Genomic DNA, 20206 nt, shown 5'->3' with positions numbered 1-20206 from the left:
CCGAGCCCACCGCAACGTCGCCGTATGCCTCCACCCGTAGGCGCCCTCGCGAGTCGAGGTAATCCCGCCCGACGGCCCAGTCCCCGGCGTCGACATGGCAGCCGTCCCCTCAGCGTCACCAGATACCTACACCCAACGGACGCCGTCCCGAGTCGAGGTAGCCCGACCCCACCGCAACGTCGCCGGATACCTCCACCCAATGGACACCGTCCCGAGTCGAGGTATCCAGAGCCCACCACAACGACACCCGATACCTCCACCCGCAGGCGCCCTCCCGAGTCGAGGTATCCAGAGCCCACCGCAACGTCACCCGATACCTCCACCCGCGGGCGCCCTCCCCGGGTCGAGGTATCTCGACCCCATCACAACGTCGGTCACCAGATACCTCCACCCGCAGGCGCCCAGGCGAGTCGAGGTAATCCCGCCCGACGGCCCAGTCCACGGCGTCGACATGGCAGCCGTCCCCTCGGCGTCACCAGGTTCCTCCACCCCATGGACGCCCACCGAGTCGAGGTGGCCCGGACCCGGCGAGCGCGCGTCGTACAGCCCATGGACAGTGTGGTCACGGGGTGGGTGTCTCCCCGCTGGGCGCGACGGTCAGCGCGCCGCCCCGGCACGGTGGTGCGTGGAACGCGTGAGATAGGCGAGGGCCACCTGGTCCATGAACTCCTCCTGCCGCAGACGGAGGCCGACCAGGTCCATCCGGAGGACGATGTCCCCGTCCATCGTGACGAGGTTGGCGCGCAGGTGGTCATCGGACACCGAGAGGCCCGACTGGTGGGCCGTGCCGTCGATCTCGACGACGAGCCCGTTGTCCCACCGCACGTCGAGGTAGATCCGCCCATCGGGCCCCTCGCGTACGACTTGGCGTGAGGGCTCGGGCAGCCCACGCTGGCGGCACAGCGCGGCGAAGTCGAGCTCGCCGAGCGACTGCGCGCCGTCGGCGATGTCACGGACGAGAGTGCGGACCAGCCCTCGTCGCGCGCGACCCGGGATCGACGTCGCGGCCGAGCGCAGCTGCGCGCCGGTCACCAGGCGCTGCTGGACAGGCATGACGAGGAGCAACGCGGCCTGGCGATCCGAGCAGGCCCACTGCGCGGCACGGACCGCGGCATACGCGGGCTTGACACGGGGCAGGCCGGCCTCGGTGACCTCCTGTGGCACGCGCCGGATGATCTTGTGCACTCGCAGGTCCGTATGCGATCGCAGGGCGATGCGATGGACGACCGACACATGGACGGTGGGCTCCTCGAAGCCGGTCATCCCCGCCGCCTGGAGTGCCGACACGCCGTCGACGGCCGCGACCCGGGTCCCCACTTCCCACACCGCTCGCCATCGCTTCGCCACGTCGTCGAGCTCTCCCGTGTGCATGGCCACCGTTTGTCGCCCATGCGTCCGCCATCGACCCGCCGCCACTTCGCGTGCCACCATCCGCGCATCGATCCCGAGCTCAGCCAGTGCGGTTCGTGACACCACACCGCTGTGCGCCTTGGCAGCCGCCGCCGCATCGTGACGGAGGCTGTCGAGACGACGGACGGGGCTCATGACGACAACGTTGCGCGTCAGCCCGCGCGAGCGCAGCCCAAGGACGCGCCCTGTGGATGGCCGGCGGCGTTGTCATGCCACTGTGGACGGCACTCATGGCGTGAGCGTCACAGGACGTCGAGGCGTCAGCGTGTGATCTGTCACGACGAGGACCGGGACGGTAGGGCGTACCTCGATCCGACTGGCCACCCTGGCAGCCGAGGTAAGGAGACACCGTCGGAGTGGCACTGGATACCTCCACCCGGCGAGCGACTCCCGAATCGAGGTACGCCGACACCACGAGAAGGACGCCGGATACCTCCACCGAGCAGGCGCTCTCGGAGTCGAGGTAGGAAGACACCGGCAGAGGGACACCGCGTACCTCGACCCGGTGGGCCACCCTCCATGTCGAGGTAAGGAGACACCGTCGGAGTAGCACTGGATACCTCCACCCGGCGAGCGACTCCCGAATCGAGGTACGCCGACACCACGAGAAGGACGCCGGATACCTCCACCGAGCGGGCGCTCTCGGAGTCGAGGTAAGGAGACACCGGCAGAGGGACACCGCCTACCTCGACCCGGTGGGCCACCCTCCGAGTCGAAGTAAGGGGCGCCGTCCGGGGCTCGCCCGGGCTCGCAGCCCCGGACCACCCGACGGGACATCGCATACCTCGACCCGGCGGACGCCTCCCGAATCGAGGTACGAGGACACCACGAGAAGGGCAGCGAATACCTCGACCGCGCTGCGGGCCGGTCAGTCAGGCGGACGAAGACCCCCGATGGTCAGGCGTTGGCGACGAGGCCGAGGTTGGCGGGGATGACGAGGCCCGGGTGCTTGGGCAGAACCCGGACGGTGTAGCCGAACGACCCCGTCCGCGACAGGGTGATGTCGCCGTCGAACGTGTGCCGCCCCGCCTCGTACGTGTCGGTGTGGGTGAGGTCCGCGGTCCGGATCTCGGTGAGGTCGTCGCTGTCGCGCATCGCGTGCCCGTAGACGACCTGCACCTCGACCTCGTCCGGGGCGAGGGCGCCGAGCGAGACGTAGGCCGTGACGTGGAGGACGTCGCCCACCTGCGGGGAGTCGGACACGCCGGAGGACTCGACATGGTCGACGTGGACGCCGCCCCAGTCCTCGCGGGCCCTGGCCTTGTATGCCGACAGGTCCCGGGCGGGCGCGAACCGGTCGCTCGCGGCGGCCCACGCGGAGCGCGCGGCCGGCGCATACAGCTGCTCGGTGTAGTCGCGGACCATGCGGGTCGCGAGGACCTTGGGCCCGAGGGTGCTCAGGGTGTGGACGATCATCGAGAGCCAGTTCTGCGGCAGGCCGTCCTCGTCGCGGTCGTAGAAGCGGGACACGACCTGGTTCTCGATGAGGTCGTAGAGCGCGTTGGCCTCGAGATCGTCACGGCGCTCGGCGTCCTCGACGCCGTCGGCCGTCGGGATGGCCCAGCCGTTCTGCCCGTCGAACCACTCGTCCCACCAGCCGTCGAGGATCGAGAGGTTGAGGGCGCCGTTGAGCGCCGCCTTCATCCCCGACGTCCCGCAGGCCTCGAAAGGCCGGAGCGGGTTGTTGAGCCAGACGTCGCAGCCCGGGTAGAGGTGACGCGCCATCGCGATGTCGTAGTTCGGGAGGAAGACGATGCGGTGCCGCACGTCCTCCTGGTCGGCGAACTGGACCATCTGCTGGATGAGCTGCTTGCCCGTCTCGTCGGCGGGGTGGGACTTGCCGGCGATGACGAGCTGGACGGGCCGCTCGGGGTCGAGGAGCAGCCGCTTGAGCCGCTCGGGGTCCCGGAGCATGAGGGTGAGGCGCTTGTACGTCGGCACCCGCCGGGCGAACCCGATCGTGCAGACGTCGGGGTCGAGGACGTCGTCGACCCAGCCGAGCTCGGCCGGCGAGGCACCCCGCTTCTTCCACGAGGACCGCAGCCGCCGCCGGGCCTCGGTGACCAGCCCGCTCCGCAGCTCCCGCTTCGTCGCCCAGATCGCGTCGCGCGGAACGGTGGCGGCGAGGTGCCACGCGTCGTCCCGCTCGACCTCCGTCGTCCCGATGTACCGCGCCGCGAGCTCGAAGACGCGGTGGTCGACCCAGGTGCCCGCGTGGACGCCGTTCGTGATGCTCGTGATCGGCACCTCGGTGTCGTCGAAGCCCGGCCACAGCCCGTCGAACATCTCCCGGCTCACGATCCCGTGGAGCTGGGACACGCCGTTGGCGCGCTGGGCGAGACGCAGGCCCATGACGGCCATGTTGAAGACGCCCGGGCTGCCGCCCTCGTAGCTCTCCGCGCCGAGCGCGAGGAGCCGGTCGATGGGCACCCCGGCGAGGGCCCGGTCGCCGCCGAAGTATAGCTCGACGAGCCCGGCGTCGAAGCGGTCGATGCCCGCAGGGACCGGCGTATGCGTCGTGAAGACGGTTCCCGGCCGGACCGCCTCGAGCGCCTCGTCGAACGTCATGCCCTCGGCGACCGTCAGCTCGTGGATCCGCTCGATCCCGAGGAAGCCCGCGTGGCCCTCGTTGCAGTGGTAGACGTCGGGCGCGGGGGTGCCGGTCAGGCGCGACCAGGCGCGGAGGGCGCGGACGCCGCCCATCCCGAGGAGCATCTCCTGCTGGAGGCGCTGCTCGCCGCCGCCGCCGTAGAGGCGGTCGGTGATGTTGCGAGCGGCCTCGTCGTTCTCCTGGACGTCGGAGTCGAGGAGCAGGAGGGGCACCCGCCCGACCTGGGCGCGCCACACGTGGGCGTGGAGGGTGCGACCCCCGGGGAGGTCGAGGGTGATGCGGGTCGGCGTGCCATCCGCCTCGGTGAGGAGGGCGAGCGGGAGCCCGTTGGGGTCGAGGACGGGGTAGTCCTCGACCTGCCAGCCGTCCCTGTTGAGGGACTGCTTGAAGTAGCCGGTCTTGTAGAAGAGGCCGACGCCGACGATCGGCACCCCGAGGTCGGACGCCGACTTCAGGTGGTCGCCGGCGAGGATGCCGAGGCCGCCGGAGTACTGCGGGAGAGCCTCGGTGATGCCGAACTCGGCGCTGAAGTAGCCGATGGTGGCGGGACCCCCGTCGGGGTGCTCGGCGAGGAACGTCTGGTACCATCGGGGAGCCGTGAGGTAATGGTCGAGGTCGGCCTGGGCCGCCGCGACGCGTCCGACGAGGTCCTCGTCGGCGGCGAGGGCGGCGAGCTCCTCCGGGGTGAAGCGGGACAGGAAGCGGACGGGGTCGTGCTTGGCCTGCTCCCACTTGTCGGGGTCCATGCCGCGGAACAGCTCGCGGGTGGGGTGGTGCCAGGACCAGCGGAGGTTGCTCGCGAGGTCGTCGAGCGGGGCAAGGGGTGCGGGCAGGACGGTGCGCACGCTGAAGCGACGGATAGCCTTCACAAGCGGCCATCGTAGGGGGAAACGACGTCCGCGATGTCATGGTCTTGCAAAGAATGACAGATTCTTGCATCACCGCTGGCCAGCCCCTCGGCCGCTCGTCCGGCATCGCGTCGAGCCCGACGTGAGGGTGTCCCGCCGTGTAGCGTCGGCCGTGTGACTGATGCTCCCCGCACAGCCCCGCCGCAGGCTCCCATCGGCCGGATCCCGGTCCAGGACGTCCGGCCCGTCGTCGACGACGGGGCCCGCCCCGCCAAGAGCGTCGTCGGCGAGACGTTCGTCGTGACGGCCACGGTGTTCCGCGAGGGACACGACGCCGTCAACGCGACGGTCGTCCTCGCCGACCCGGACGGCGTGGACCACCCGGTGCCCATGACGTGCACCAACGAGGGCCTCAACACGTGGCAGGCGCCGGTGACCGCGGACCGCACGGGCTGGTGGACCTACCGGGTCGAGGGGTGGTCGGACCCCTACGGCACGTGGCACCACGACGCGACGATCAAGGTGGCCGCCGGCGTCGACGTCGAGCTCATGCTCGAGGAGGGGGCTCGGCTCCTCGAGCGCTGCGCCGCCGAGGTGGAGCGCTCCCCGGAGGCCGAGCGGCTGCTCCTCGACGCGGTGACGGCGCTGCGCGACACCTCCCGCCCGCCGGCCGCGCGGATCGCTCCGGCCACCGATCGGTCGGTCCGCGAGGAGCTCCACGACCGGCCGCTGCGCGAGATGGTCAGCCCGAGCACGGCATACCCCCTCCTCGTCGAGCGCGAACGCGCCCTCGCCGGAGCCTGGTACGAGATCTTCCCCCGCAGCGAGGGGGCCCGGCAGGACCCGGTGACGGGCCACTGGACCTCGGGAACGCTGCGCACCGCCGCCGAGCGGCTGGCTGCCGGCGATCGCCGGCATGGGCTTCGACGTCGTCTACCTCACGCCCATCCACCCCATCGGCACGACCGCGCGCAAGGGCCCGAACAACACCCTCGACGCCGGACCGGACGACCCGGGCAGCCCGTATGCCATCGGCTCGCCCGACGGCGGGCACGACAGCATCCATCCCGACCTCGGGACGTTCGAGGACTTCGACGCGTTCGTCGCCCGCGCGGAGGAGCTCGGCCTCGATGTGGCCCTCGACCTCGCGCTCCAGTGCTCGCCCGACCACCCCTACGTCCGGACCAACCCCGAGTGGTTCACGACGCGGGCCGACGGCACGATCGCCTACGCGGAGAACCCGCCGAAGAAGTACCAGGACATCTATCCGCTCAACTTCGACAACGACCCGGCCGGCGCGTATGCCGAGATGCGGCGCGTCGTCCAGGTGTGGCTCGACCACGGCGTGCGGATCTTCCGCGTCGACAACCCCCACACCAAGCCGGTCGAGTTCTGGCAGTGGATCATCGCCGACGTCGCGAAGGACTACCCCGAGACGATCTGGCTCGCGGAGGCCTTCACCAAGCCCGCCATGATGCACACCCTCGCCAAAGTCGGCTTCCAGCAGTCGTACACGTACTACGCGTGGCGCAACGCCAAGTGGGAGATCGAGGAGTACCTCCGCGAGCTGTCCGGCGACGACGCCGCCTACATGCGCCCGTCGTTCTGGCCGACGACCCACGACATCCTCACGCCCTACATGCAGTTCGGCGGGCCGACGGCGTGGAAGCTGCGCGCCGCCCTCGCCGCGACGCTCGTGCCGACCTACGGCATCTATGCGGGGTACGAGCTCGTCGAGCACGTCGCCCGCCCCGGGGCCGAGGAGCAGATCGACAACGAGAAGTACCAGTACAGGGACCGGCACTGGGAGGACTACGAGCCGGGGGGCCGCAAGGAGGGTCAGTCGCTCGCCGGCTACCTCACGATGCTCAACCGGATCCGGCGAGCCCACCCCGCGCTCGCATGGCTGCGGAACATCACCTTCCACCACGCCGACGACGAGAACGTCATCTGCTACTCCAAGCGGCGGCGTCTCCCCCACGGGGGCGAGGACCTCGTCATCGTCGTCGCGAACCTCGACCCGCACTCGACCCGCTCGACGATGGTGCACCTCGACATGCCGGCCCTCGGGATGGACTGGAGCGAGCACTTCGTCGCCCACGACCTCGTGACCGACGAGTCGTGGCAGTGGACCGAGCACGCCTTCGTCCGGCTGGGTGCCGAGCGCGAGCCCGTCCACATCATCGCCGTGCGGAGGTTCGGCGGGTGAGCGGCAGATGACGGCGGTCCAGGGTCTCGCCCTCAGCCAGCCGGGGCTCCAGCACGACCCCGAGTGGTTCCGCAAGGCGGTCTTCTACGAGGTCCTCGTCCGGGCCTTCGCCGACTCCAACGGGAGCGGCGCCGGCGACTTCAACGGCCTGCTGGCCCGGCTCGACTACCTCCAGTGGCTCGGCATCGACTGCATCTGGCTGCCGCCGTTCTACGCCTCGCCATTGCGCGACGGCGGCTACGACATCGCCGACTACACCTCGGTCCTGCCGGAGTTCGGGACGCTTCCCGACTTCCGCCAGCTCATCACCGAGGCGCACGCGCGCGGCATCCGGATCGTCACCGACTTCGTCATGAACCACACGAGCGACCAGCACCCGTGGTTCCAGGCGTCCCGGTCGGACCCCGAGGGCCCCTTCGGCGACTTCTACGTGTGGTCCGACACCGACGACAAGTACACCGACGCGCGCGTCATCTTCATCGACACCGAGGTGTCCAACTGGACCTTCGACCCGGTGCGCCGCCAGTTCTTCTGGCACCGGTTCTTCTCCCACCAGCCGGACCTCAACTTCGAGAACGAGGCCGTCCACGAGGCGATGTTCGAGGTCGTCCGCTTCTGGATGGACATGGGCATCGACGGGTTCCGGCTCGACGCGGTCCCCTACCTCTACGAGGAGGAGGGCCACAACGGCGAGAACCACCCGAAGACGCATGCGTTCCTCGTCAAGCTGCGCGCGATGATCGACGAGGAGTACCCCGGGCGGATCCTGCTCGCCGAGGCGAACCAGCCGCCCGCCGACGTCGTCGACTACTTCGGCACCGAGGGGGCGCCGGAGTGCCAGATGTGCTTCCACTTCCCGATCATGCCGATGCTCTACTACGCGCTCCGCGAGCAGAAGGCCGCGCCGATCGTCGACATCCTCGCCGACACCCCGCCCATCCCGTCCGGGACGCAGTGGGGCACGTTCCTGCGCAACCACGACGAGCTGACCCTCGAGATGGTCACCCCGGAGCAGCGGGCCGCGATGTACGGCTGGTACGCCCCCGACCCGCGGATGCGGGCCAACGTGGGGATCCGCCGCCGGCTCGCCCCGCTGCTCGACAACAGCCGCCCGGAGATCGAGCTCATCCACGCGCTGCTCCTGTCGCTCCCCGGGTCGCCGTGCCTCTACTACGGTGACGAGATCGGCATGGGCGACAACATCTGGCTCAACGACCGCGACGCGGTCCGCACCCCCATGCAGTGGACCCCCGACCGCAACGCCGGCTTCTCGACGGCCGACCCCGGGCGTCTCTACCTGCCCGTCATCTCCTCGCTCGTGTACCACTACAACACGGCGAACGTCGAGGCCCAGATGGCGACGGGCTCCTCGTTCCTCCACTGGCTCAAGGCGATGCTCGCCGTCCGCGGCCAGCATCCGGTCTTCGGGCTCGGTGACTTCACCGTCGCAGCCGCCGACAACGACTCGATCCTCGCGTTCGTCCGGGTCGTCGAGAGCGACGACGCGGACCACCCGACCGAGGTCGTCCTCTGCGTGAACAACCTCGCCGCCCGTCCCGCCGCCGGCCACATCACCGTGCCGGAGCGCTTCGCTGGGTGGAGCACCGTCGACCTGTTCGGGGGGCACGGCTTCCCCGACCTCGACGACGCCGGCCGGATCCACATGACGCTCGGGTCCCGGGACTTCTTCTGGCTGCGGCTCTACCCCCCGACGGAGACGCGCCGTGGCTGAGATCCACACGACCGCGCGACTCACCCCGGGCAAGGGTGAGCTCGTCGGCGCGTGGATGGGCGACCAGCGGTGGTATGCCGCGAAGGGCCGCCGCCCGAGCGTGCGGCGGATCGCGTCGTTCCGGTTCGACGACCCCGCCGGGCGGGTGGGCGTCGAGACGATGCTCGTCGCCGACGACTCCGGCCCGCACCCCGTGCTCTACCAGGTGCCCCTCACCTACCGCGACGCCCCGCTCGGCGGCGCCGAGCGGGCCCTCGTCGGGACGATGATGCACTCGGTCCTCGGGAAGCGGTGGGTCTACGACGCCCCCCACGATCCGGTGTATGCCGCGCAGCTGCTCGCCTGCATCCAGGGCCGGGTCCGGGCCGCCTCCTCCCAGCGCAGCGATGCCGTCGAGGAGTCGGTCGTCGCGGCGCGGCATCCCTCGTGGGTCCACGAGGCGACCGTCGTCTCCTCGAAGGTGCTGTCCGGCGAGCAGTCGAACACCTCCGTCATCCTCGACTGCGCCCTCGAGGACGGCACCCGGCGGCCGCTCATCGTCAAGGTGTTCCGCACCCTCCAGCCGGGCGCCAACCCCGACGTCGAGGTCCAGGGCGGGCTTCGCGCGGCCGGGTGCGACCGCGTCCCCGAGGCCGTCGGCCACCTGTCGTGGAGTTGGCCCACCGACCCCTCGGGTGCGCCGGACGCCGACGGCGAGCACGTCGCATACGGCGACCTGGCCTTCGCCCAGGAGTTCCTGCCGGGGGTCGAGGACGCCTGGCGGGTCGCCCTCCGGGCCCTCGCCGCCGGTGAGACGTTCACGACCCAGGCCGCCGGTCTCGGGGCCGCGACGGCCGAGGTGCACCGGGCTCTCGCCGAGGCGCTCGGGTCGCGGGAGACGACGGCGCAGGACCGGGCCCGCATCGTCGCCGAGATGCGCTCCCGGCATGCGACGGCGGTCACCGAGGCACCGGCCCTCGTCGCCTACGACCCCGCGGTCGAGCGCGTCTACGAGGCCGTGTCGCGCGCGAGCTGGCCTGCCATGCAACGGATCCACGGCGACTACCACCTCGGCCAGGTGCTCCGGTCCCCCAGCCGTGGATGGATCCTCCTCGACTTCGAGGGCGAGCCGCTGCGGCCCCTCGCCGAGCGGGCGCGCCCCGACCAGTGGCTGCGCGACGTCGCCGGGATGGTGCGTTCCTTCGACTATGCGGGCGGCTCCCACGAGCTCGCCCATCCGGGCGCGTCGGCGCGCGACTGGGTCGCCGCGTGCCAGGAGGCCTTCCTCGACGGGTACCTCGAGGAGTCCGGCACCGACCCCCGCGGGCTCGGCGCCCTGCTCACCGCCTTCGAGCTCGACAAGGCGCTCTACGAGGTCGTCTACGAGGCCCGCAACCGACCGACCTGGCTGTCCATCCCCCTCGACGCCGTCCGCCGCCTCCTCGACGGACGCCCGGCCCGCACCGGTCCTCCCCCGGGACCGACCCATCCGCAGGAGGTCACGCCGTGACACCACCGTCCACCCCCTCCACCGAGCTCGCCGGCGCGATCAGCGCTCTCGCCCAGGGCCGGCACCAACAGCCGCACGACCTGCTCGGCCAGCACCTCGAGGACGGTGGGCTCCGGATCCGGGTCTTCCGGCCGCTCGCCAACTCGGTCCGCGTCCGGTTCGAGGACGGCGAGGTGCTCCCCCTGCAGCACGAGGCCGAGGGAGTGTGGAGCGCCCTGCGCCCCGACGCCGACGCGACGATGGACTACCGCGTCCTCGCGGCGTGGGCCGACGGCATCGAGCACGAGCAGGACGACCCCTACCGTTTCGCCCCGACCCTCGGCGACATCGACATCTACCTCATCGGCGAGGGGCGCCACGAGCAGCTGTGGACGGTCCTCGGGGCGCACGTCCAGGAGTACCCGGGCCCGCTCGGAACGGTCCGCGGGACGTCGTTCGCCGTGTGGGCGCCGCGGGCCAAGGCGGTCCACGTCATCGGCGACTTCAACGACTGGGACTCCCGCTCCCACCCCATGCGGCTGCTCGGCGAGTCCGGCGTGTGGGAGCTGTTCGTCCCGGGTGTCGTGGAGGGGGCCGTCTACAAGTACGAGATCCGGGGAGCCGACGACCATCTGCGGGCCAAGTCCGACCCGATGGCGCGGCGCACCGAGGTCCCTCCCGCGACCGCGTCCGTCGTCGACCACTCGACCCACGCGTGGGCGGACGACGAGTGGATGTCGGCCCGCCCGTCCAAGACCGTCCATGACGGCCCGGTCAGCATCTACGAGGTCCACCTCGGCTCGTGGCGGCAGGGCCTGTCCTACCGCGACCTCGCCGAGCACCTCGTCAACTACGTCTCCGACCTCGGCTTCACCCACGTCGAGCTCCTCCCCGTCATGGAGCACCCGTACGGCCCGTCATGGGGCTACCAGGTGACGGGCTACTACGCGCCGACGGCTCGGTTCGGCACGCCCGACGACTTCAAGTACCTCGTCGACACGCTGCACCAGCACGGCATCGGGGTCATCCTCGACTGGGTCCCCGCGCACTTCCCGCGCGACGCCTGGGCGCTCGCCCGCTTCGACGGGCTGCCGCTCTACGAGCACCCGGACCCCCGCAGGGGCGACCAGCCGGACTGGGGCACCCACATCTTCGACTTCGGCCGGATGCAGGTGCGCAACTTCCTCGTCGCCAACGCCATCTACTGGCTCGAGGAGTTCCACGTCGACGGGCTGCGTGTCGACGCCGTCGCCTCGATGCTGTACCTCGACTACTCCCGCAAGGACGGCGAGTGGCTGCCGAACGTCCACGGCGGACGGGAGAACCTCGAGGCGATCGGCCTGCTCCAGGAGACGAACGCGACGGCATACAAGCGGGTCGGCGGCATCGTCACGGTCGCCGAGGAGTCCACCTCGTGGCCGGGCGTCACGAAGGCCACCGACAGCGGCGGGCTCGGCTTCGGGCTCAAGTGGAACATGGGCTGGATGAACGACTCCCTCCGCTACCTCAAGGAGGACCCGGTCAACCGGCAGTACCACCACAACCTGCTGACCTTCTCGCTCATGTACGCCTACAGCGAGAACTACGTCCTGCCCGTCTCCCACGACGAGGTCGTCCACGGCAAGGGCTCGCTGCTCAACAAGATCCCGGGTGGACGCTTCGAGCAGCTCGCGACGCTGCGCTGCTTCCTGGCGTACATGTGGAGCCACCCGGGCAAGCAGCTGCTCTTCATGGGGCAGGAGTTCGCCCAGCCGAGCGAGTGGGCCGACGGCCGGTCCCTCGACTGGTGGCTCCTGGACCACGCGGCCCACTACCGCGTCCACAACCTCGTCAAGGAGCTCAACCACATCTACACCTCGCAGCCGGCCCTGTGGCGCCTGGACTCCTCGCCGTCGGGCTTCGACTGGCTCGACGCCGACGACAACGGCGGGAACACCTTCTCCTACGTGCGGTTCGACGACGACGACCACGGCTCGGCCTCGGCCGTCGTCGTCGCGGCCAACTTCAGCGGCGCCGCCAAGGAGGCGATGCGGCTCGGCGTCCCCGGCGAGGGCCGGTGGAAGGTCATCCTCGACACGAGCGGGTACGACGAGTACGGCACGCCGAGCCAGGCGGACACCGTGCTCGAGGCGACCGCCGGTCCCTGGCAGGGCCAGCCCGCCTCGGTCGTCGTCCGGGTCGCGGCGCTGTCGGCCGTCTACCTCGCGCCCGCCGACGAGGAGTAGGCGGGCGCGAGGCGGACGGGTCGTGCGGCTCTCAGGGCCTCACTTGCCCGGCATGTGGGCGAAGGAGAAGCCCGACGAGCAGCGCTGCTGCCACCCTTCGGGCGCGGGGCACCACATCTGGTCGGAGTAGTAGGCCGGATAGGCGGCCTGGGCGTTCGGGAAGAGCTGGCCGTGGACCTGGCCGACGGGCCGGACGTAGCCGGAGGAGTCGTACCAGTAGAGCGGCCCGCCGCTGTCACCGTGACCCGCGGCATACGAGCCGGAGCCTGCCGAGTTGACGACGTCGGCCATCGGTCCCATGTATGCCGTGCACCACCAGAGGATGTAGCTCGTGCACACGCTCTGGTTGGTGTCGACGACGCGCAGACCGCAGACCTCACCCGTGTAGGAGCCCGACTGGCAGATGTACGACCCGACGACGGGGGACTGCCACGAGCCGACGGCGCGGACCGAGCTGTTCTGCGCCGGGCCGACGTTGATGTAGTTCGTCGAGCCCGCGACGTCGATGACGGAGATGTCGGTGCCGGCGTTGGCATACGTCACCGCACCCATCGTCACGTTCGGGCCACTGGCGCGCGGACCATTGGTGAAGACGGTTCCCGAGCCACCGCAGTGGGTCGCCGTCATGACCTCCATCGTGCCGTTGTAGAGCGCCGGGAAGCCGGTCGTGCAGCCCTGGGCGATGCGGTCGCCGCCGTACCACGGGGCGTAGTCGTTGAAGCGCCAGCCGCTGTAGTACTCGCTGCTCGGGCTCCACGTGGCCTTCGACGTCGTCACGCTCGAGACCGCTCCGCCGAGCGACTGGGCGAGGACCGACTTCGCGGAGGTCGCCGACAGCGCCTCGGGCGCTCCGGCCTTCGGCGTCGCCGGCGAGAGGACGGTGACCCGCAGCCCGGAGCCGTCGACGGGCACGGAGATCGCCGACACGGTGACGCCCTTCGCGCCGAGCGCCTTGCCGGACGCCTCGAGCCGTGCCGCGGCCTGCTCCAGCTGGCCCGCGCTGAACCGGGCCTTGTGGACCGAGACCTTGACGCCGGCGCGGGCCATGCCCGTGGGCAGGGCCTTGGCGGGCGAGGTGCGGTAGAGGTCGACGCGACCCTTGGCGACGTCGATGCTGACACCCGCGATGTCCGAGCCCTTGGCCCGACTCGCCGTCGTGGCGACGTTCGCCGCCTCCAGGAGCGGGGCCTGACGCTTCATGAGCGCGGCCTCCTTGGGACTCAGCGTCGACGGGCCGGTCGCGCCCTTGGCCGCCTTCGCGGCCCGGCTCACCGGTGCCGGCTCGGAGAGCCCGCCTCCGGTGGCCGCCGTCGTCGCGTGGGACACCGAGGCCGTATGCGGTGCCGCCGCGACGGCGGTTCCCGCACCGACCCCTGCGGCGAGGGCGACTCCCGCGCCGATGCCGGCGGCGACGCCGGCCAGAGTGAGTCTGGACATGTTCCCTCCATCTGCCGCCCCACCAGGCGGCGCCCGGGCCCCGGGTCGGGGCCGACAGGACGAAGGAGGACCGATCCCGACCCGCTGATACCACCCCGCGGCCTCGTCCCCACCCCGCACGTGCCGAGTTGTCGTCCCCGGAACCGTCCCGCGACGACATCGACTCGGCACGTGCAGAGCCCACTTCCGCACGTGCCGAGTTGTCGTCCCCGGAACCGTCCCGCGACGACACCAACTCGGCACGTGCGAGACCCAGCTCGACACGGGGCGCAGGCCGGGCCGGACGTGGCGGGCGCGCAGGGGGGCCGCGGTGGAAGGATGACGCCATGAACTCCCCGCGCGCAGGACAGCCGGCAGAGCCCTCCGACCTTGTCGACGTCCCCCACCTCGTCACGTCGTACTACACGCTGCGACCCGACCCCGACGACATCGACCAGCAGGTCGTCTTCGGCACGTCGGGGCACCGGGGCTCGAGCCTTCGGACCGCCTTCAACGAGGACCACATCCTCGCGACGACCCAGGCGATCTGCGACTACCGCAAGGAGCAGGGCTTCGACGGGCCGCTGTTCATCGGCCGCGACACGCACGGACTCTCCGAGCCGGCGTGGGCGAGCGCGCTCGAGGTCCTCGTCGCCAACGACGTCACGGTCCTCGTCGACGCCGCCGACCGCTACACCCCGACCCCCGCGGTGTCGCACGCCATCCTCACCGCCAACCGCGGCAAGGTGACCGGTGTGGGGAGCCTTGCCCCGCATACCGGCCTCGCCGACGGCATCGTCGTCACCCCGTCGCACAACCCGCCGAGCGACGGCGGCTTCAAGTACAACCCGCCGCACGGCGGGCCGGCCGACTCGGACGCGACGAAGGTCATCGCCGCCGCGGCCAACGCCTACATCAGGGCCGGGCTCGACGGCGTCCGGCGGGTGCCGTTCGAGCGGGCGCGGGCGACGGTCGGCAGCTACGACTTCCTCGGCACGTATGTCGACGACCTGCCGAACGTCGTCGACATCGCCGCCGTCCGCGAGGCGGGCATCCGGATCGGCGCCGACCCGCTCGGCGGCGCGTCGGTCGACTACTGGGGCGCCATCGCCGAACGCCACGGTCTCGACCTCACCGTCGTCAACCCCCTCGTCGACGCGACGTGGCGGTTCATGACGCTCGACTGGGACGGCAAGATCCGGATGGACTGCTCCTCGCCCAACGCGATGGCCTCGCTCATCGGCAAGCGCGACCAGTACCTCATCGCGACGGGCAACGACGCCGACTCCGACCGCCACGGCATCGTCACCCCGGACGCGGGCCTCCTCAACCCCAACCACTACCTGTCCGTGGCCATCCAGTACCTCTATGGCGGCGCGCGCCCCGGCTGGCGCAGCGACGGCTTCATCGGCAAGACGCTCGTGTCGAGCTCGATGATCGACCGCGTCGCCGAGGATCTCGGCCGGCGGCTCGTCGAGGTACCGGTCGGGTTCAAGTGGTTCGTCCCCGGGCTGCTCGACGGGTCCGGGCCGTTCGGCGGCGAGGAGTCGGCCGGCGCGTCGTTCGTCCGCTTCGACGGGTCGGTCTGGACGACGGACAAGGACGGGATCCTCCTGGCCCTCCTCGCCTCGGAGATCCAGGCACGGACGGGCAAGAGCCCGAGCCAGCTGTATGCCGAGCTCGTCGCCGCGCACGGGGACCCGGCATACGCCCGGATCGACGCCCCGGCGAACCGGGAGGAGAAGGCCAAGCTCGCGGCCCTCTCCCCCGACGACGTGACGGCGGACTCGCTTGCGGGAGAGCCGATCACGGCCAAGCTGACGAAGGCTCCCGGCAACGGCGCGGCGATCGGCGGGCTCAAGGTCGTCACCGAGAGCGCCTGGTTCGCCGCCCGGCCGTCGGGCACCGAGGACGTCTACAAGATCTACGCCGAGTCCTTCCGGGGCCCCGAGCACCTCGCACAGGTGCAGGCGGAGGCGAAGGAGGTCGTCTCGGCCGCGCTCGGCTCCTGAGGCCGCGGGGGCGCTCACGGCACGAGGGCCCCGAACATCGCGCGGACGGAGAAATTGCGTCGGGACGGAGGAGTTGCTCCGTCCTGACGCAACGTCTCCGTCCGGGCCGTGGAGCCGCCGGTCGGGTGCAGACCGGGGCGGGAGGGTCGCCCGTCAGCTCGAGGCGCGGGCGGCGGCCTGGTCGCTGAGCCAGAGCCCCACGAGTCCGCCGAAGTGCGCCTCGAACCGCTCCCACTCGTGGGGCGGGTAGGTCTGCTGGATCGTGCTGCGCAGCATCGAGCGGAACTCGTCGCTCCCGACCCAGTCGTAGACCATCTCGTCGACGTGCCGCAGTGTCGTGTCGCAGAACTCGCGGTAGCGGTCGGTGTCGAAGTGGTCGTCGGCGAGGGCCTGGTAGGCCCCCAGCCGCGCGGCGTAGTCGAGCTCGGGGTCGTCGGCGACGGCGAACCACGGGTCGGTGTCGACCTGCGTGCGGGCCCGGCGCCCCGTCACGACGCAGAACGTCGACCAGCGCAACAGCGCCGCCATCGCCCAGGGGAAGTAGTAGTGGAGCGAGGTGACGGCGACGTCCGGGCAGGCGTTGGCGTAGTCGATGGGGTGGACGACCCCGTCCTTGACGAGCATCTCGCAGGAGTTGAACTCCCAGCGGAAGAACGCGTTGACCGTCTGGCTGATCGTCACGGCCTCCGCCCCGGTCTCGGGTGAGAGGAAGCCGTGCGCGACGGCATACCGGTTGTGCATCGGCTCGTCGGGCTGGAACTTCATGACCATCGTCTCCGGGCCGATCGTCAGGGCCCGGGCGAAGACGTCGTAGCCGTCGATGGACTCCTGCAGGTGCATGAGCATCTCGCCGGAGTCGTCGTAGGCCGAGTTCAGCTCGCCCGCGTCGCGGATCCGGGACACGCCGCGCCAGCCCCCGCCGTCGAAGGGCTTCATGAACAGCGGGTACCCGAGCTCGTTCGCGAGGGCCTCGAGGTCGAAGCCCCGGTTGTACTTCGCGCTCGTGTACGCCCAGCGGGCGTTGTCGACGGGGTTCTTGTACGGCACGAGGACGGTCTCCGGCACGTGCATCCCGAGGCGCAGCAGGGCGCAGTAGGCGGAGTGCTTCTCCATCGACTGGAACGTGAAGGGACTGTTGAGGAGGTAGACGTCGTCCATGAGGGCGACCTTCTTCAGCCACTCCCGCGGGTGGTAGTACCAGTAGGCGAGGCGGTCGATGACGAGGTCGTGGCGTGGCACGTCGCGCAGGTTGAACGGCTCGATGGTGACCCGCTCGGTGCTGACCTCGTGCGTCGACCCGTCGGACGCGGTGAGCACGCCGAGTCGCCGCGCGATCGCCTCGAAGGCGGTCGGCCAGTCCTCCTCGGCGCCGAGGAGGAGTCCGATGAGGTGGTTCTGCGGCATCGCGAGGGTCCTTTCCACGGGGTGGCCGGCACCGGCCGGCCGATGGGTCGTGCGGGTCAGACGAAGCGTTGGAGGTGATGCGCGAGCTGCTTGCGCCACCATGGCCAGTCGTGCGCCGAGTCGTGCCCCCACACGTCGAGCTCGTGACGGATCCCCTTGTCCCGCAGGGCGTCTGCGAATGCGAGCGTCTGCGGGTAGCTCTGCGTGGGCTCCCACTCGAACGGCCCCTGCCCGACGACGAGGACGACGGACAGCCGCGAGCGGAGCCAGTCGAGGTGGTCGCCGTGGAGGTTCCGGACGTATGCCGCGGGGTTGGCGAAGTACGTCTCGTCGCCGAGCTCTCCCCACCCCCGGAAGGTCGAGACGTCGTAGTTGCCGGACAGCCCGATGGCGACGGGTGCGAGATCGGCCCGCTGGAGGGCGAAGTGGACGGCGTGGTAGGCCCCGAGGGAGACCCCGGTCGTCACGAGCTCCTGCGGCCCGCCGCACTGGTCGGCGATCCAGGGCACGACGCGGTCGGTGAGCCAGGTGTAGTAGAGCTTCTGGCGGGTGGCGCGCTCCTCGGTGGGGATGCTGTTGTCCGACCACGTCCACTGGTCGGCGGAGTCGACGCAGAAGAGGCTGGCCCGGCCCTCGTCGACGAGCCAGCGGACGGCCTCGAGCATCCCGTTGTTCTCGAAGTCGACGGCACGGCCCGCCTCGCTGGGGAAGACGAGGACGGGACGGCCCCAGTGGCCGTGCCGGCGAACCGTGAGCCATGTGTCGGTCCCCGGGACCTCGAGCGACGCCTCAGCCTCTGCCATGGGCCTACCTTGGCACAGCCCGGCCGGTCAGCAGGGCGGTTGCCCCCAGAGTGCGGCGAGCAGATCGGTGAGGGAGGGGTCGAGGCTGTCCCGCCAGGCCGTGTAGTTGTGCAGGTCGGGGACCTCCCGGTAGGTCACGTCGTGCCCCGCTCGAGCGAGGGCCGCGGCCATGTCGCGGTTGTTGCCGGCGTTCTCCTCCAGGCTCCCGCACGTCATGGCGACCCGGAGGGGATGCTCCGTGCCGGGCGCGTCGAGGACCTGCTGGACCGCCCGCGTGATCCTCCCGAAGTACTTGAACCCGCTCTCCTGGTCGTCGCGGTGCACGGTGAAGAACGACCCGCTCTGGGAGAACACGCCGCCGACAGTGCCCGCTCCGTTGGCGCTCAGCAGCCCGACGAGGAGCGCGGTGAGCCCGCCGAGGCTCGCGCCCATGACGACGACGGGCCCGCGGGTCGGGAACTGCTCGGCGAGATGGGTCAGGCCGGCCCCCGCTTCGGTGCGCAGGTAGGTCGGCGACCCGGAGTACCACGCGTCGCGGAGCACGGGCGTCGCGAGGGCGACCCGGTGCGGCGCCACCCGCCCGGCGGCGATCATCGCCCCGGAGAACTGGGTCAGGGCGGCGAGCCGGTCGTACTCCGGGCCGTCGTGGACGAGGAGCATCGGCAGCGCGTCGTCCGTGCCGGCCGTGACCGGCGACCACACGGTCATCGGGACCGGCTCGGCCGTCTCGGCGACGAGCGACACCTCGGTCCGCGTCCCCGGCACGGCCGGGGCGGACAGCCAGCCCGGCGCGGCATACGCGGGCATCGCCATGACCGACCGGTCGCCGAAGGCGGTCGGCACCCTCGCGGGGTTGTCGGGGTCGAGGACGGTCCGCGTCGTCCCACCGGCCGTCACGTCGAAGCGGTACTCGAAGCGCTGGAGCGGGGGGCGCGGCAGGTCGAGCCGCCACGAGGTCGTCGCGCCGTCCGCCGCGACCCGCGCGAAGTCGCGGCCCCCCGCGACGACGTCGTCGGCGTCGAGGCGCACGGCCTCGACGGGGTGGCCGTCGACGGCGGGCAGGGCGGCCTCGAAGCGGACATGGTCGTCCAGCAGCCGCGGGGCGGGCACGGTCAGAAGAGGGCGCTCATGAGCGCCGTGCGGCCCCTGCGGACCCGCTCGTCGTGGTTGCCCACGACGGCGAAGAGCTCGAGGAGCCGGGCGCGGACCCGGTCGCGGTCGTCACCCGACGTCGTCCGCACGAGGTCGACGAGACGCGAGAAGGCGTCCTCGACATGGCCGCCGAGGAGGTCGAGGTCGGCGATGTCGAGGGCGGCGTCGATGTCCGTGGGGTCCGCCGCGGCGGCGGCCCGGGCGGCGTCGAGGTCCAGCGTCGCGGTGCGCCGCAGGAGGGCGACCTGGGCGAGCCCCGCCTCGGCCTCGGCGTCCGCGGGGTTCTCCGCGAGGGCCTGCTCGTATGCCGCGGCGGCGCCCTCGAGGTCACCGGCCTCGATGGCGTCGAAGGCCTTCTGGTGCAGCGGGGGCAGCGCCAGCTCGTCGTCGCCGCCCGGGACGGGGCCGAGGTCGAGCCGCCCGGCGACCCCGTGCTGGACGGCGACGGCCAGCAGCTGGTCGAAGGTGGCCCGGACCTCGGACTCGGGCAGCGCCCCGGCGAAGAGCGGGACGGGCTGCCCCTGGACGAGGCCGATCGTCACCGGCACGGACTGGACCTGGAAGGCGCGGGTGATGCCGGGGTTGGCGTCGGCGTCGACGGTGACGACCTGGAGCCGCCCGTCGAGCGAGGCCGCGACCCGGGTCACGACGTCGACGTAGTCGGCGGTCTGCGGCAGCCGCGGCGACCAGATGACGACGACGGCCGGCACCCGGAGCGTCCCGTTGACGACGGTGGTGAAGGTCGCGTCGGTGCCCTCGACGACGAGCCCCTCGGGGATGGCGGATCGACCGCCTCCTACGGAGCCGGACGGGGAGGATGCGGACAGCCCGGACAGGTCGACGGCACCCCGGCCTGCGGAGCCGGCGATGGGTTCTTGCGTCATGTCGTCATCCTCTCAAACGGCGGGCGGCGGCA

Annotated in this window: 11 protein-coding genes and 1 pseudogene; 5 read left to right on the top strand and 7 right to left on the bottom strand. The window is 71.2% G+C overall.

Annotated elements, in window-relative coordinates; translation table 11 throughout:
• Positions 1-597 precede the first annotated feature (597 nt).
• Together BN12_RS06320 and glgP are read right to left on the bottom strand one after the other, a co-directional pair.
• Entirely contained in the window at positions 598-1371 is a 774-nt protein-coding gene (locus BN12_RS06320; protein WP_048550981.1) for a hypothetical protein, read from the bottom strand.
• A gap of 936 nt (positions 1372-2307) precedes the next feature.
• Positions 2308-4890, bottom strand: a complete 2583-nt coding sequence (glgP, locus tag BN12_RS06315; RefSeq protein ID WP_048550979.1) for an alpha-glucan family phosphorylase — start codon at positions 4888-4890, stop codon at positions 2308-2310.
• A 153-nt stretch (positions 4891-5043) separates the two neighbouring features.
• On the opposite strand from glgP, the pseudogene BN12_RS06310 reads away from it, so the two are divergent.
• The 4 genes and pseudogenes from BN12_RS06310 to glgB all read left to right on the top strand — a co-directional run bounded on the left by BN12_RS06310 (position 5044) and on the right by glgB (position 12503).
• Positions 5044-7078: pseudogene (locus BN12_RS06310) on the top strand (alpha-1,4-glucan--maltose-1-phosphate maltosyltransferase).
• 7 nt (positions 7079-7085) lie between these two features.
• A complete protein-coding gene (gene treS, locus BN12_RS06305; protein WP_048550976.1) occupies positions 7086-8810 on the top strand; it encodes a maltose alpha-D-glucosyltransferase in 1725 nt (574 codons plus the stop codon).
• Complete coding sequence (locus BN12_RS25030; RefSeq protein ID WP_162233057.1) at positions 8803-10299, top strand: maltokinase N-terminal cap-like domain-containing protein; 1497 nt, start codon at positions 8803-8805, stop codon at positions 10297-10299. Before treS ends, BN12_RS25030 begins: the two co-directional genes overlap by 8 nt.
• Positions 10296-12503, top strand: a complete 2208-nt coding sequence (gene glgB / locus BN12_RS06295; RefSeq protein ID WP_048550974.1) for a 1,4-alpha-glucan branching protein GlgB — start codon at positions 10296-10298, stop codon at positions 12501-12503. Before BN12_RS25030 ends, glgB begins: the two co-directional genes overlap by 4 nt.
• 39 nt (positions 12504-12542) lie before the next feature.
• On the opposite strand, the gene BN12_RS06290 is transcribed toward glgB, so the two are convergent.
• Positions 12543-13940, bottom strand: coding sequence for a chymotrypsin family serine protease (locus BN12_RS06290; RefSeq protein ID WP_048550972.1), 1398 nt, complete (start codon positions 13938-13940; stop codon positions 12543-12545).
• A 326-nt stretch (positions 13941-14266) separates the two neighbouring features.
• Here BN12_RS06290 and pgm point away from each other — a divergent pair, with 326 nt between their 5' ends.
• Positions 14267-15931 (top strand): phosphoglucomutase (alpha-D-glucose-1,6-bisphosphate-dependent), encoded by a 1665-nt coding sequence (gene pgm / locus BN12_RS06285; RefSeq protein WP_048550969.1) that lies wholly within the window; start codon positions 14267-14269, stop codon positions 15929-15931.
• 153 nt (positions 15932-16084) lie between these two features.
• On the opposite strand, the gene BN12_RS06280 is transcribed toward pgm, so the two are convergent.
• Genes BN12_RS06280 through BN12_RS06265 form a run of 4 tightly spaced genes read right to left on the bottom strand, consistent with a single transcriptional unit; the run spans position 16085 to position 20174 of the window.
• Positions 16085-17335 (bottom strand): ATP-grasp domain-containing protein, encoded by a 1251-nt coding sequence (locus tag BN12_RS06280; RefSeq protein WP_048550967.1) that lies wholly within the window; start codon positions 17333-17335, stop codon positions 16085-16087.
• A 56-nt stretch (positions 17336-17391) separates the two neighbouring features.
• Positions 17392-18138: an esterase family protein gene (locus tag BN12_RS06275; protein WP_048550965.1), complete on the bottom strand. Its 747-nt coding sequence runs from the start codon at positions 18136-18138 to the stop codon at positions 17392-17394.
• 27 nt (positions 18139-18165) lie between these two features.
• Positions 18166-19248 (bottom strand): alpha/beta hydrolase, encoded by a 1083-nt coding sequence (locus tag BN12_RS25745; protein WP_048550963.1) that lies wholly within the window; start codon positions 19246-19248, stop codon positions 18166-18168.
• A 2-nt stretch (positions 19249-19250) separates the two neighbouring features.
• Positions 19251-20174, bottom strand: a complete 924-nt coding sequence (locus BN12_RS06265) for a tetratricopeptide repeat protein (protein ID WP_048550961.1) — start codon at positions 20172-20174, stop codon at positions 19251-19253.
• Positions 20175-20206: the final 32 nt, after the last annotated feature.

The organism is Nostocoides japonicum T1-X7, assembly GCF_001046855.1.
In the GTDB taxonomy this organism is placed as follows: domain Bacteria; phylum Actinomycetota; class Actinomycetes; order Actinomycetales; family Dermatophilaceae; genus Nostocoides; species Nostocoides japonicum.
Note: the sequence above shows the minus strand (reverse complement) of the source record. Positions and strands in the feature narration are given on the sequence as shown.

Coding starts and splice junctions, on each gene's coding strand:
- BN12_RS06320 (WP_048550981.1), bottom strand. CDS start 1,371: ATGCACACGGGAGAGCTCGACGACGTGGCGAAGCGATGGCGAGCGGTG.
- treS (WP_048550976.1), top strand. CDS start 7,086: ATGACGGCGGTCCAGGGTCTCGCCCTCAGCCAGCCGGGGCTCCAGCAC.
- BN12_RS06290 (WP_048550972.1), bottom strand. CDS start 13,940: ATGTCCAGACTCACTCTGGCCGGCGTCGCCGCCGGCATCGGCGCGGGA.
- pgm (WP_048550969.1), top strand. CDS start 14,267: ATGAACTCCCCGCGCGCAGGACAGCCGGCAGAGCCCTCCGACCTTGTC.
- BN12_RS06280 (WP_048550967.1), bottom strand. CDS start 17,335: ATGCCGCAGAACCACCTCATCGGACTCCTCCTCGGCGCCGAGGAGGAC.
- BN12_RS06275 (WP_048550965.1), bottom strand. CDS start 18,138: ATGGCAGAGGCTGAGGCGTCGCTCGAGGTCCCGGGGACCGACACATGG.
- BN12_RS06265 (WP_048550961.1), bottom strand. CDS start 20,174: ATGACGCAAGAACCCATCGCCGGCTCCGCAGGCCGGGGTGCCGTCGAC.